Origin of the sequence: Aquabacterium olei, assembly GCF_003100395.1 — a bacterium.
Classification (GTDB): Bacteria; Pseudomonadota; Gammaproteobacteria; order Burkholderiales; family Burkholderiaceae_C; genus Aquabacterium; species Aquabacterium olei.
The window spans coordinates 3,028,454-3,042,009 of record NZ_CP029210.1; the positions used below are offsets into that span (position 1 = coordinate 3,028,454).

A 13,556-nucleotide genomic window follows, 5' to 3' on the forward strand; every position below is an offset into this window, starting at 1 on the left:
CCCCATGACGCGTCCTTTCAATTTCTCGGCTGGCCCGGCCACGCTGCCCGAAGACGTTCTGCAACAGGCCGCCGCGGAGATGCTGGACTGGCACGGCAGCGGCATGGGCGTCATGGAGATGAGCCACCGCGGCAAGGAGTTCATCTCGATCGCGCAGCAGGCCGAAGCCGATCTGCGCGAGATCCTCTCGATCCCGGCGAACTACAAGGTCCTGTTCATGCAGGGCGGCGCCATCGCCGAGAACGCCATCCTGCCGATGAACCTGTCGCGGGGCGCGCGCGCCGATTACGTGATCACCGGTTCGTGGTCGCAGAAATCGGCCAAGGAAGCGCGCACGTACTGCGACGTGCACGTGGCGGCCACCAACGAGGCCGACCTGCACACGCGCATGCCCGCCTATGGCAGCTGGCAGCTGTCGAAGGACGCGGCCTATGTGCACGTATGCAGCAATGAAACCATCCACGGCGTGGAGATGCACGAGCTGCCCGACCTGAAGGCCCTCGGCTCGGACGCGCCGCTGGTGATCGACTGTTCGTCGCACCTCGCTTCCCGCCCGCTCGACTGGTCCCGCGTGGCTGTCGCTTACGGCGGCGCACAGAAGAACATCGGCCCCTCGGGTCTGACGCTGGTGATCGTCCGGGAAGACTTGCTGGGCCGCGCCCTACCCATCACCCCGTCAGCCTTCGACTACCAGACGGTGGCCAAGAACGACTCGATGTACAACACGCCGCCGACCTATGCGTGGTACATCGCCGGCCTCGTGTTCCAGTGGGTCAAGCGCCAGACCGAGGGCGCGCTCACCGGGCTGGCCGCGGTCGAGGCCCGCAACATCGCCAAGGCGGCGCTGCTGTACGACTACATCGATGGCTCCGGCTTCTACGAGAACCGCGTGGCGGTCGACTGTCGTTCGCGCATGAACGTGCCGTTCTTCCTGAAGAACGAGACGCTCAACGACGCCTTCCTGGCTGACGCCAAGGAAGCGGGCCTGCTTCAGCTCAAGGGCCACAAGAGCGTGGGCGGCATGCGGGCCTCGGTCTATAACGCGATGCCGCTGGCGGGCGTGCAGGCGCTGGTCGACTTCATGAAGCACTTCGCACGCACCCATGGCTGAGCCCCTCGACGCCCACTATCAACCCGATGGCCGGCCGGTCGACGAGCAGCTGGCCGACCTGCGCGTGCGCATCGACGCGCTCGATGTCGAGCTGCTGAGTCTGCTCAATGCGCGCGCGCGGCTTGCTCAGGCGGTGGGCGAGGTCAAGAAGATCGACGGCTCGCCGGTGTTCCGGCCCGATCGTGAACTGCAGGTGATCGAAGGCCTGAAACAGCGCAATCCCGGCCCGGTCCTGCCCGAGAGCATCGGCCCGATCTGGCGCGAAGTCATGTCAGCCTGTCGCGCACTGGAAGCCAAGCAGCGCGTGGCCTTCCTCGGGCCGGCAGGCACGTTCACCGAGCAGGCGATGTACAACTACTTCGGCTCGTCCATCGAACCGATTGCCTGCTCGAGCTTCGACGAGATCTTCCGGGCGGCCGCCTCGGGCTCGGCCGACTACGGTGTCGTGCCGATCGAGAACTCCACCGAAGGCGTGGTCGCCCGCACGCTCGATCTGCTGCTGCAGTCGTCGCTGACCATCATGGGTGAGACCAGCCTGGCCGTGCAGCACAACCTGCTGCGCAAGGACCCCGGCCGCGACGGCATCCGGGTGGTCACCGCGCACCCGCAGGCGCTGGCGCAATGCCAGGGCTGGCTCAGCCAGAACCTGCCACATGCCGAGCGCCGCGCGGTGGCCAGCAATGCCGAAGGCGCCCGCCTGGCCGCCGCCGACCCGAGCTTTGCCGCTCTGGCCAGCGAGCGCGCCGCGTCAATGTTCGGCCTGCACGTCGTGCAGCGCGCCGTGCAGGACGAGGCCAACAACCGCACGCGCTTCTTCATCCTCACGCCGGCCGAGAAGCACAAGCCGGCAGGGCCCACGGGTCGCGACTGCATCAGCCTCGCGGTCTCGGTGCCCAACAAACCCGGTGCGGTGCACGACATGCTGGTGCCGCTCAAGCAGCACGGCGTGTCGATGAACCGCATCGAATCCCGCCCGGCCCGCTCCGGCCAGTGGGAATACGTCTTCTTCGTCGACATCGTCGGCCATCCGGACACCCCCAATGTGGCCGCCGCGCTGGAAGCGCTGCGCGCGCAAGTCTCGTTCATCAAGGTGCTCGGCAGCTACCCGCTGGATGCACACGGATCTCACTGAAAGCGCTGTCCCATGTTCAACCAACTCGGTCTGATCGGGTGCGGCCTGATGGGCGGCTCCTTCGCCCTCGCCCTCAAGAAAGCCGGCCTGGTCAAGCGGGTCATCGGTTACAGCAAGTCGCCCTCCACCGTCGAGAAGGCCCGCCGACTGGGCGTGATCGACATCGCCGCCGAATCCGCCCTGCTGGCCGTGTCCGGCTCCGACATCGTGCTGATTGCCGTGCCGGTGGCCGCCACCGAAGCCACCTTCAAGGCCATCCGCCACCTGGTGGACCCGACCGTGCTGATGATGGATGTGGGCTCGACCAAGCGGGACGTGGTCGACGCCGCGCGCCGCGTGCTGAAGGAGCGACTGCCGGGCTTTGTGCCCGCACACCCGATTGCCGGCCGCGAGGTGGCGGGCATCGAGCACGCCGATGCCGCGCTCTATCAGGGCCGCAAGACCATTCTGACGCCCCTGCCGCAGACCAATCCCCTGCTGGTGCAACGCGCCACCGACGCCTGGTCGGCCGTGGGCTGCCAGGTGCTGAAGATGACGCCCGAGCACCACGATGCCGCCTTCGCGGCCGTGAGCCACCTGCCTCACCTGCTGGCCTTCGCTTACATGAACGCGATGGCCGAGCAGCCTGCCGGGCAGGAGTACCTCTCGCTGGCCGGCCCCGGTTTCCGGGACTTCAGCCGCATCGCAGCGAGCGACCCCACTGTCTGGCGGGACATCCTGCTGTCCAACCGGGAAGAAATCCTGAAACAATCCGAGGCTTTCCGCCACGCGCTCGAATTGATGGAGCGCCAGATGCGCGACTGGAATGGCCCCGCGCTGCAGGAACTGATCCAGTCGGCTTCCGACGCCCGCAGCCAGTGGCACCTGGGCCCCAAGCCCGCCGCCTCCCGCTGAGCGCCGTGCGCGCTCACCCGCTTGCCTCGCATGTACACCACCGCTTTTCTTGATCTGCCGCCCCTGCTGTCTGCCGGTGGCACCATCCGGCTGCCAGGCTCCAAGAGCATCTCCAACCGCGTGCTGCTGCTGGCTGGCCTGAGCGCCGGCACCACCGTCGTGCACGACCTCCTGGCGTCCGACGACACCCGCGTGATGCTCGAGGCGCTGCGCACCCTGGGCTGCACCGTGGAGCAGGACGGCGACACCGTGTCGATCACCGGCCTGGCCGGGCAGCTGTCGGCGCTGAACGCCCAGCTCTTCCTGGGCAACGCCGGCACGGCCATGCGCCCCCTGACGGCGGCCCTCGCGCTGCTGTCGGCCACCCAGGGCGGTGTCTTCGAACTCAGCGGCATTCCGCGCATGCATGAGCGCCCCATCGGCGACCTGATCGACGCCCTTCGGCCGCTCGGCTGCCACATCGAGTGCCTGGGCAACGAGGGCTATCCGCCACTGCGCCTGGCCGGCGGCAAGCTCCATCTGGCCGACCCGATCAAGGTGCGCGGCGACGTCTCCAGCCAGTTCCTCACGGCGTTGCTGCTGGCCCTGCCACTGGTGTCGCAACAGCAGGATCTGGTCATCGAGGTGGTCGGTGAGCTGATCTCCAAACCCTACATCGAGATCACGCTCAACCTGCTGGAACGCTTCGGCATCGCCGTGCGCCGCGAGGGCTGGTCGCGCTTCACCATTCCGCAGGGCAGCCACTATCAGTCCCCCGGTGAAATCCACGTCGAGGCCGATGCGTCCTCGGCCTCCTATTTCATCGCGCTCGGCGCACTGGCCGCGACCGAGCAGCCGGTCCGCATCGAGGGGGTGGGCGCCGCCTCCATTCAGGGCGACATCCGCTTCATCGAAGCGGCCGAGGCCATGGGCGCGCAGGTCACTTCCGGCCCCAACTGGCTGGAAGTGCGCCGCGGCGCCTGGCCGCTCAAGGCCATCACGCTCGACTGCAACCACATCCCCGATGCGGCCATGACGCTGGCCGTGATGGCGCTGTACGCCCGGGGCACCACCCGCCTGACCAACATCGCCAGCTGGCGCGTGAAGGAAACCGACCGCATCGCCGCCATGGCCACCGAGCTGCGCAAGCTGGGCGCCACCGTGGTAGAGGGTGAAGACTTCATCGAGGTCACGCCCCCGGCCAAGGCCTGCTGGGAACACGCGAGCATCCACACCTACGACGACCACCGCATGGCGATGTGCTTCTCGCTGGCGGCGTTCAACCCGCTGGCGCCCACCGCCACGCCGAACGCCCCGGTGTCCGTCCGCATCGAAGACCCCCGCTGCGTCGCCAAGACCTTCCCGGACTACTTCGAAGCCCTGTTCCAGGTGGCCCGCACGCGGCCCGACCTGATCCCCGTGATCACGATCGACGGCCCCACCGCCTCGGGCAAGGGCACGCTGGCCAGCAGCCTGGCCACCCGCCTGGGTTATCGTTTCCTGGATTCGGGCTCGCTCTACCGCATCGCCGCACTGCTGGCGATGGAAGCCGGGGTCGATCTGGACGATGGCCGCCAGGTCGAAATGCTGGCGCGCCGCGTCGGCCACAGCATTCCGTTGCATTTCGACGGCGAACACGTCTGGCTGGACGGCCGCGATGTGGGAGCCGACCTGCGCCGCGAGGAAGTCGGCCAGGCCGCCTCGCGCATTTCGGCCAACCCCGGCGTGCGCCAGGCGCTGCTGGATCTGCAGAAGGCCTTCCGCGCCCTGCCGGGCCTGGTTGCCGATGGGCGCGACATGGGCACGGTGGTGTTCCCCGACGCCTCGCTGAAGGTCTTTCTCACGGCCTCGGTGGCCCAGCGCGCCGAGCGCCGGTATAAGCAATTGATTTCCAAAGGCTTTTCTGCTAACCTGAAAGAGATTTGCGCTGATTTGGAAGCGCGTGACCTGCGGGATCGAACCCGCGCGGTGGCGCCGCTCAAGCCGGCTGCAGATGCCCGAAGCCTCGACAACTCGGCGCTGTCCATCGACGAATCGGTGGACACCGTGCTGAACTCGTGGGTCGAGGGCTGGCCTCACGTGATCGTGAAGCCCTGACAAGGCTGTGACATCCGGCGTCTGCTGCCAGGCAGGCGCTACGCGCAAGCAGGGGTCGGCGCCAAGCCGGCCTGGGTGTCATGTTCTTCAACCCAACCCGTTCCGTCGTTCCTGTCGGCGTGAACGTTTCCGCTGGTTTGCGCCAGCACAGGAAATTCCATGTCTGAATCTTTTGCCGCCCTTTTTGAAGAGTCGCTGCAGCGCGCCAACATGCGCACGGGCGAAGTCATCACCGCCGAGGTGGTGGCCGTCGAACACAACTTCGTGGTCGTCAACGCCGGCCTGAAGTCCGAGGCCTATGTGCCCCTCGACGAGTTCAAGAACGACCAGGGCGAGATCGAAGTCCAAGTGGGTGACTTCGTGTCGGTGGCCGTGGACGCCATCGAAAACGGCTACGGCGACACCATCCTGTCGCGCGACAAGGCCAAGCGCCTGGCCTCGTGGCTGTCGCTGGAGAACGCCCTCGAGTCGGGCGACTTCGTGACCGGCACCGTCAACGGCAAGGTCAAGGGTGGCCTGACCGTTCTGGTCAACGGCATCCGCGCCTTCCTGCCCGGCTCGCTGCTCGACACGCGTCCTGTCAAGGACATGTCGCCGTTCGAGGGCAAGACCATGGAATTCAAGGTCATCAAGCTCGATCGCAAGCGCAACAACGTCGTGCTGTCGCGCCGTGCCGTGGTCGAAGCCTCGATGGGCGAAGAGCGCGCCAAGCTGATGGAAACGCTGCGCGAAGGCGCCATCGTCAACGGCGTGGTGAAGAACATCACCGAATACGGTGCGTTCGTGGACCTCGGCGGCATCGACGGCCTGCTCCACATCACCGACATGGCATGGCGCCGTGTCCGTCACCCGTCCGAAGTCGTGACGGTTGGCCAGGAACTGACCGCCAAGGTCCTGAAGTTCGACGCCGAGAAGAACCGCGTTTCGCTGGGCCTGAAGCAGATGGGCGACGATCCGTGGGTTGGCGTGTCGCGCCGTTACCCCGCCGGCACCCGCCTGTTCGGCAAGGTCACCAACATCGCTGACTACGGTGCGTTCGTCGAGATCGAACCGGGCATCGAAGGCCTGGTGCACGTCTCCGAAATGGACTGGACCAACAAGAACGTGGCCCCCAACAAGATCGTCAACTTGGGCGACGAAGTGGAAGTCATGGTCCTGGAGATCGACGAAGACAAGCGTCGCATCTCGCTGGGCATGAAGCAGTGCAAGCCGAACCCCTGGGACGACTTCGCTCAGAACTTCAACCGCGGCGACAAGGTCAAGGGCCCCGTCAAGTCGATCACCGACTTCGGCGTGTTCGTCGGCCTGGCCGCTGGCATCGACGGTCTGGTGCACCTGTCCGACCTGTCGTGGAACGAGCCGGGCGAATCGGCTGTCCGCAACTACAAGAAGGGCCAGGAAGTCGAAGCCATCGTGCTGGCCATCGACGTCGAGCGCGAGCGCATCTCGCTGGGCATCAAGCAGCTGGATTCGGATCCCTTCACCAACTTCACGACCCTGAACGACCGTGGCGCCAGCGTCACCGGCACCGTCAAGACCGTGGATGCCAAGGGCGCCGAGATCACGCTGGCTGACGACATCGTCGGCTACCTGCGTGCTTCGGAAATCAGCCGCGACCGCGTCGAAGACGCCCGCAACGTGCTGAAGGAAGGCGACGAAGTCACCGCGATCATCATCAACATCGATCGCAAGACCCGCAACATCCAGCTGTCCGTGAAGGCGAAGGACAACGCAGAACAGCAGGAAGCCCTGCAGTCGCTGCGCGCCGACACCAGCAAGGAAGGCTCCGGCACCACCAGCCTGGGCGCCCTGCTGAAGGCCAAGCTCGACCAGAACAACGGCTGATCCCGGCTGACGTTCCAAGCACGACACCCGTTGTGCCTGGCCCCTGGGGGCCATCGCACACGGGGGTTGTGATGAGCGCGGCGCCTGTCTTCCTGACGGTGCCGGTGCTCATCACAGCCTCCACAAGAGGCAATTAGCCGATTGCCGACGTCCCGACATGACCCGATCCGACCTCGTGGCCCGACTGGCCGAGCGCTTTGGCCAGCTCACGCAACGTGACGCCGAATTCGCCGTCAAGACCATCCTGGACGCCATGTCCGACGCACTGGCCCGAGGCCACCGCATCGAGATTCGCGGCTTTGGCAGCTTTTCGATCAACCGCCGACCGCCACGCATGGGCCGCAACCCGCGCTCCGGCGAGCAGGTGCTGATCCCGGAAAAGCTCGTTCCGCACTTCAAACCCGGCAAAGCCCTGCGCGAAGGGGTGGATACTCGCGGTGAGGCCACTGAGGCCGACACCCCGTCCACCGACCCATCACGGAGCTGACCTGCCCATGCTGCGCACCCTGAACTGGCTGTTTCGCGCCCTGCTGTTCTTCATCCTGTTCGCGTTCGCGCTGAACAACCAGCACGTCGTGCAACTCAAGTGGTTCATGGGCTACCAGTGGGAGGCGCCCATGGTCTTCATCGTGCTCGGCATGTTTGCCCTGGGCTGTGTGGCTGGCGTACTCGCCATGGTGCCCAGCTGGTGGCGCCACCGCCGGGACGCCCGCCACCGCGCCCACCTGCAGCCCGAACCGCAGGCCCCTGTGCAGAGCGGCAAGGGCACGCCTACCGCAGCCGGTACCGACGCCGCGACCTTGCCTGTCGAGCTGCCTTTCCCCCCGGACATGCCTGCCCCGCGCAAGCCGGCACGCTGACCTTCGGCCACCCGGGCCGTTCACCGCTTCCACCTGCCCGCCTGGCGGGCCCGTGACCCATGGACTTCGATTTCTACTGGCTGTTGCTCGCCTTGCCGGGCGCCTTTCTGGCCGGCTGGCTGGCATCGCGTCTCGACCTGCGGCAGCTCAAGCGGGAAGACCGCGCCTCACCGCAGGCCTACTTCAAGGGCCTGAACCTGCTGCTGAACGAGCAGCAGGACAAGGCCATCGACGCCTTCATCGAGGCCGTGCAGCACGACCCCGACACCTCGGACCTGCACTTCGCACTCGGCAACCTGTTCCGTCGGCGTGGCGAATATGAGCGCGCGATCCGCGTGCACCAGCACCTGCTGGCCCGTGCGGACATCACCCGGGACGAACGCGAGCGTGCCCAGCACGCGCTGGCTCAGGACTTCATGAAGGCCGGCCTGTTCGACCGTGCCGAGGACGCGTTCAAGGCACTGGAAGGCACGGCCTTCACCACGGACGCCCGCCTGGCGCTGCTGTCCCTGCATGAGCGCTCGCGGAACTGGCATCCGGCCATCGACGTCGCGCGACAACTCGAAGCGGCCGGCACGGGCTCGTTCTCGCAACGCATGGCCCACCACTGGTGTGAGGTCGCCCAGGAAGCCGACGCCCGCGGCCGGGCCGACGAGGCGGAACAGGCGCTTGCCCGTGCGCGTGAGGCCGCGCCCCAGGCGGCCCGGCCCCTGGTGATTCAAGGCCAGCGCCTGCTGCGCCAGGGTGACCACGCCGGCGCGCTGAGGGCGTGGGACGAGCTGATGGCACTGCAACCTCAGGCCTTTGCGCTGATTGCCATGGACTACGCGCAGGCTGCCCAGGCCAGCGGCGAAGGACCGACCGCGTTGCGCAAGCTGGAAGGGCTGTACGCCCAGGCCCCCTCGGTCGAGGTGCTCAACGCCGTGAACCTGCTGCAACCCGACGAGCGACTGCGCAGGCAGCGCCTGATCGAGCACCTGCGCCACCAGCCGTCCTTGTCTGCGGCGCAGGGCCTGATCCGGGAGCGGCTGAGCAGCGAGGTTGCCCTCGATCAGAGCGAGATCGAAGGCCTGCAGAAGGCCTTGAACACCGCCGCCAAGCCGCTACAGCGCTATCGCTGCGCCGCCTGCGGCTTCGAGAGCCAGCATTACTTCTGGCAATGTCCCGGCTGTCAGGGGTGGGACACCTACCCGCCCCGGCGTCTGGAAGATCAGTGATGCATGTGGCCGTGGCCCTGGCCATGGTGCGGCATGCCCGCCCCCTGGCCTGACCCGGCGGGCGCCATCGCCTTGACCGGCACATCGACTGCCTGGCTCAAGACACGGCCGTCTTCCGTGCGCAATTGCAGGGTCAGCCTGACCGTGGTGCCAGCAGCCAGCGGCGCCTTCAGTCCCATCAGCATGAGGTGATGCCCTCCGGGCTTGAGGCTCACGGTCTGGCCGGCAGGCAGTGGCAGGGCCTTGAGGGCCCGCATGCGCATCACGTCGCCTTCCATTTTCATTTCGTGCAGCTCGGCCACGGGCGCCTCAGCGGCACGGAAGCCGACCAGCGTCAGGGCCTGGCTGCTTTGCAGGTTCATGAATCCGCCGGTGGCTGTCTGCCCTTTGACGGTGGCCCGGATCCAGGCCCCCTCCACGGAGACGGGCGCCTCGGCGGCCTGGGTCGCGCCCGTTGCGACCTTGTCGGCCGCCTGCACGGCGGGCACGCCGACAAGCGCCATGCCCAGCGCCAGCGCGCAGGCAGAAGAAAGAGCAGCAGGGACGATGCGCATGAGCAGGCTCTGACAGGGGAATGGAACAAGGCGCCAGTCTATCCTTGCACCACCGCTGCCGTCTGACGCGGATCAGGAAGCGACCTGCAGCACGCGCCGGTACTGAATCGCCTCGGCCACATGGGCGGTGAGCACGTCGGCCGCGCCACCGAGGTCGGCGATCGTGCGTGCCAGCCGCAGCACACGGTGGAAAGCCCGGCCGGACCAGCCCAGGCGCCCGCAAGCCGTCTGCAGAAAGGCCATGGCGTCGGCGTGCACGCGGGCGTGCTCGGTCAGGGCGGCCCCTTCCAGGCTGGCATTGAGCACGCCCTGCCGGCCGAGCTGGCGCGCCCGGGCGGCGGCCACCCGCTCGGCCACTTCGGCCGTGCTTTCGCCGTCCGGACTGCGGGCCAGCACCTCCGGCGCCACCATGGGCACGTCCACCTGCACGTCGATGCGGTCGAGCAGCGGCCCGCTCAGCCGGGACTGGTATCGCGTGACCTGTTCGGGCGTGCACCGGCAGCTCTTCAGCGGGTTGCCGAAGTGCCCGCAAGGACAGGGGTTCATGGCGGCCAACAGCTGAAAGCGCGCCGGGAAGTCGTGCCGCCGCACGGCGCGCGAGATCGTGATGTGCCCGGTCTCCAGGGGCTCGCGCAGCGCCTCGAGCGCCGCCCGCGGAAACTCCGGCAGTTCATCGAGAAACAGCAGCCCGTGGTGGGCCAGCGAGATCTCCCCCGGCCGCGGCGGGGATCCGCCTCCGACCATGGCGACGGCCGACGCGCTGTGGTGCGGGCTGCGCATCACACGCTGCATCCAGCGTGATGGATCGAAATGGCCCGCCAGGCTCAGCACCGCCGCCGACTCCAGCGCCTCATCCTGATCCAGCGGCGGCAGCAAGCCCGGAAAACGCTGCGCCAGCATGGACTTGCCTGTGCCGGGTGGGCCAACCATCAAGAGCGAATGGCGCCCCGCCGCCGCCACCTCCAGCGCGCGCTTGGCGGCGCTCTGGCCCTTGACGTCGCGCAGATCGGGCTGCCCGATGGCGGAAGGGGCCAAGCCGCCCTCGGTCACCATGCGAACCAGACCGCCCGGCTCGGCCCCCTCCACGCGCAAGGCGTTGACGACGTCCATCAGATGGGCCGCCCCATACAGCGGGGCACCGTTCACCAGCGCCGCCTCGCGGGCACTCGAGGCGGGCAGGACCAGCGCGCGTGGTGGCCGCTCACCGGCCTGCAAGGCCGCGCGGTGCAGGGCCAGCGCCATGGGCAGCGCGCCGCGCACGGGCCGCAGTTCACCGCCCAGCGACAACTCGCCGGCGAACTCGAACGCGGCCACGCGCTCGGCATCCAGCTGCCCCATGGCGGTCAGGATGCCGATGGCGATGGGCAGGTCGAAACGCCCCGACTCCTTGGGCAGGTCGGCCGGCGCGAGGTTGACCGTGATGCGCTTGTTGAAGGGGAAATCCAGCCCGCAGTTGGCCAGCGCGGCACGCACCCGTTCTCGGGCCTCCTTGACCTCCGTGTCTGCCAGGCCGACCAGCGTGAAAGCCGGCAGCCCGTTGGCCAGATGCACCTCGACGGTGATTTCAGGTGCGCGCAACCCATCCAGGGCGCGGCTACGGACCAAGGCAAGCGACATCGGGAACAGGGAAGAAGGACGATGGAGCGAGATTGTCGTCATCGACCCGGTGTCTGGCTGTCCCCCTGGAGAGCGAGGCGCCCCCTGACGCACCAATGTTGTGCCCCGCGCCTTCCATGACAGCCACGAACGTCCCGCTCGCCTTGTTATGGTGCGCGAGGCCGCTGCGCCCGCCATCCCGGTGCGAACGCGCCCCGGGGCCCCGCGGCCGTTCCCCGTTTTGGAGCACTGGCACAGATCGTGCAGTTACGCACCCGTCCAATTCAGCCAACCACCGGAGAACCAACCATGAAAATGGTGACCGCCATCGTCAAGCCCTTCAAGCTTGATGAAGTGCGTGAGGCCCTGTCAGCCATCGGCGTGCAGGGCATCACCGTGACCGAAGTCAAGGGATTCGGCCGCCAGAAGGGCCACACCGAGCTGTACCGCGGTGCAGAGTACGTGGTCGACTTCCTGCCCAAGGTCAAGATCGAGGCCGCCGTCGACGAAGCCATCCTCGACCGCGTGATCGAAGCGATCGAATCGTCCGCCCGCACCGGCAAGATCGGTGACGGCAAGATCTTCGTGACCGATCTCGAGCAGGTCATCCGCATCCGAACCGGCGAAACCGGCAAGGACGCGCTCTGATTCCGCGTTGGCCGCACCGCCCGGTGTGTGTCCTCCCCCTCCTCCTTTGAGTACCTGAGAGGCATTTCATGAGAAAGCTCATTGCGTCCATCGCACTGGGGCTCGCCGCCTTCGGCCTGCTGGGCGTGTCGCACGCCCAGGATGCTGCCGCGCCAGCCCCCGTCGCCGCCACCGCCACCGAGGCTGCGGCCGCCCCGGCTTCTGCACCCGAGGCCGCCCCTCTGGCCGCTGAAGCTGCCTCCGCGCCCGCCGAAGCTGCAGCCGCTGCGCCCGTCCCCAACAAGGGCGACGTGACCTGGATGATGGTCTCCACGCTGCTGGTGATCCTGATGACCGTGCCCGGTCTGGCCCTGTTCTACGGCGGCCTGGTGCGCAGCAAGAACATGCTGTCCGTGCTGATGCAGGTGATGGTCACGTTCTCGATGATCGTCGTGCTGTGGTTCATCTATGGCTACAGCCTGGCCTTCACCGAGGGCAACGCCTTCATCGGCGGCCTGGATCGCCTGATGATGAAGGGCGTGTGGGACAACGCCGCGGGCACCTTTGCCAACGCCGCCACTTTCAGCAAGGGCGTGGTGATCCCCGAGATCGTGTTCGCCGCCTTCCAGGCCACCTTCGCCGGCATCACCTGCTGCCTGATCGTCGGCGCCTTTGCCGAGCGCATCAAGTTCTCGGCCGTGCTGCTGTTCATGGTGCTGTGGTTCACCTTCAGCTACGCCCCGATCGCGCACATGGTCTGGTTCTGGATGGGCCCGGACGCCTACACCTCGGCTGACGTGGTGGAAGCCATGAACGGCAAGGCCGGTCTGATCTGGCAACACGGCGCGCTGGACTTTGCCGGCGGCACGGTGGTGCACATCAACGCTGCCGTGGCGGGCCTGGTCGGTTCCTACATGGTCGGCAAGCGCATCGGCTACGGCAAGGAAGCCTTCACCCCGCACTCGCTGACGCTGACCATGGTCGGTGCCTCGCTGCTGTGGGTGGGCTGGTTCGGCTTCAACGCCGGCTCGGCTCTGGAAGCCAACGGCTTCGCTGCCCTGGCCTTCATCAACACCTTTGCCGCCACCGCCGCTGCCGTGCTGGCCTGGTGTCTGGGCGAAGGCCTGCTGAAGGGCAAGGCTTCGATGCTGGGTGCCGCTTCGGGCGCCGTCGCCGGCCTCGTGGCGATCACCCCGGCTGCCGGCAACGTCGGCATCGGTGGTGCGCTGATCATCGGTCTGCTGTCTGGCTTCGTCTGCCTGTGGGGCGTGTCGGGTCTGAAGAAGATCCTGGGTGCCGACGACTCGCTGGACGTGTTCGGCGTGCACGGTGTGGGCGGCATCCTGGGTGCCCTGCTGACCGGCGTGTTCAACTCGCCCAACCTGGGCGGCCCCTCGGTGGTGTCCGACTGGGTCACGGTCTCGATGGTGACGGGCGACGCCTACTCGATCGCCAGCCAGGTCTGGATCCAGCTCAAGGGCGTGCTGATCACCATCGTGTGGTCGGGTGTGGTCTCGCTGATCGCCTACAAGATCGTCGACGTGGTGATCGGTCTGCGCGTGCCGGAAGAGGAAGAGCGCGAAGGCCTGGACATCACCTCGCACGGCGAGACGGCCTATCACAAGTGATCGACCCGGAATCCGG

Annotated in this window: 12 protein-coding genes; 10 read left to right on the forward strand and 2 right to left on the reverse strand. The window is 67.2% G+C overall.

Annotation, left to right across the window (positions count from 1 at the left end; all coding sequences use genetic code 11):
• The first annotated feature begins 4 nt into the window (after positions 1–4).
• From serC to lapB, 8 genes are all read left to right on the forward strand, one after another.
• Positions 5–1,111 carry a 3-phosphoserine/phosphohydroxythreonine transaminase gene (gene serC, locus DEH84_RS13590; RefSeq protein ID WP_109037338.1) on the forward strand — a complete coding sequence of 369 codons (1,107 nt, stop codon included), beginning with the start codon at positions 5–7 and terminating at the stop codon, positions 1,109–1,111.
• Entirely contained in the window at positions 1,104–2,243 is a 1,140-nt protein-coding gene (gene pheA / locus DEH84_RS13595) for a prephenate dehydratase (protein ID WP_109037339.1), read from the forward strand. Before serC ends, pheA begins: the two co-directional genes overlap by 8 nt.
• 12 nt (positions 2,244–2,255) lie before the next feature.
• Positions 2,256–3,137, forward strand: coding sequence for a prephenate dehydrogenase (locus DEH84_RS13600; RefSeq protein WP_109037340.1), 882 nt, complete (start codon positions 2,256–2,258; stop codon positions 3,135–3,137).
• A gap of 30 nt (positions 3,138–3,167) precedes the next feature.
• Complete coding sequence (locus DEH84_RS13605; protein WP_109037341.1) at positions 3,168–5,213, forward strand: bifunctional 3-phosphoshikimate 1-carboxyvinyltransferase/cytidylate kinase; 2,046 nt, start codon at positions 3,168–3,170, stop codon at positions 5,211–5,213.
• 159 nt (positions 5,214–5,372) lie between these two features.
• Positions 5,373–7,058 (forward strand): 30S ribosomal protein S1, encoded by a 1,686-nt coding sequence (gene rpsA, locus DEH84_RS13610; protein ID WP_109037342.1) that lies wholly within the window; start codon positions 5,373–5,375, stop codon positions 7,056–7,058.
• Positions 7,059–7,215: 157 nt separating this feature from the next.
• Complete coding sequence (locus tag DEH84_RS13615; protein ID WP_109037343.1) at positions 7,216–7,545, forward strand: integration host factor subunit beta; 330 nt, start codon at positions 7,216–7,218, stop codon at positions 7,543–7,545.
• Positions 7,546–7,552: 7 nt separating this feature from the next.
• On the forward strand, positions 7,553–7,918 hold the full coding sequence (locus DEH84_RS13620) for a LapA family protein (RefSeq protein WP_342755622.1): 366 nt from the start codon (positions 7,553–7,555) through the stop codon (positions 7,916–7,918).
• A gap of 59 nt (positions 7,919–7,977) precedes the next feature.
• Entirely contained in the window at positions 7,978–9,135 is a 1,158-nt protein-coding gene (lapB, locus tag DEH84_RS13625) for a lipopolysaccharide assembly protein LapB (protein ID WP_109037344.1), read from the forward strand.
• Here lapB and DEH84_RS13630 read toward each other — a convergent pair.
• Positions 9,129–9,689: a copper chaperone PCu(A)C gene (locus DEH84_RS13630; protein ID WP_425428958.1), complete on the reverse strand. Its 561-nt coding sequence runs from the start codon at positions 9,687–9,689 to the stop codon at positions 9,129–9,131. The genes lapB and DEH84_RS13630 overlap by 7 nt on opposite strands.
• A gap of 72 nt (positions 9,690–9,761) precedes the next feature.
• Complete coding sequence (locus DEH84_RS13635; RefSeq protein ID WP_109037345.1) at positions 9,762–11,306, reverse strand: YifB family Mg chelatase-like AAA ATPase; 1,545 nt, start codon at positions 11,304–11,306, stop codon at positions 9,762–9,764.
• 288 nt (positions 11,307–11,594) lie between these two features.
• On the opposite strand from DEH84_RS13635, the gene DEH84_RS13640 reads away from it, so the two are divergent.
• Complete coding sequence (locus tag DEH84_RS13640; protein WP_109037346.1) at positions 11,595–11,933, forward strand: P-II family nitrogen regulator; 339 nt, start codon at positions 11,595–11,597, stop codon at positions 11,931–11,933.
• 68 nt (positions 11,934–12,001) lie between these two features.
• A complete protein-coding gene (locus DEH84_RS13645) occupies positions 12,002–13,540 on the forward strand; it encodes an ammonium transporter (RefSeq protein ID WP_109037347.1) in 1,539 nt (512 codons plus the stop codon).
• The last annotated feature ends 16 nt before the right edge of the window (positions 13,541–13,556 follow it).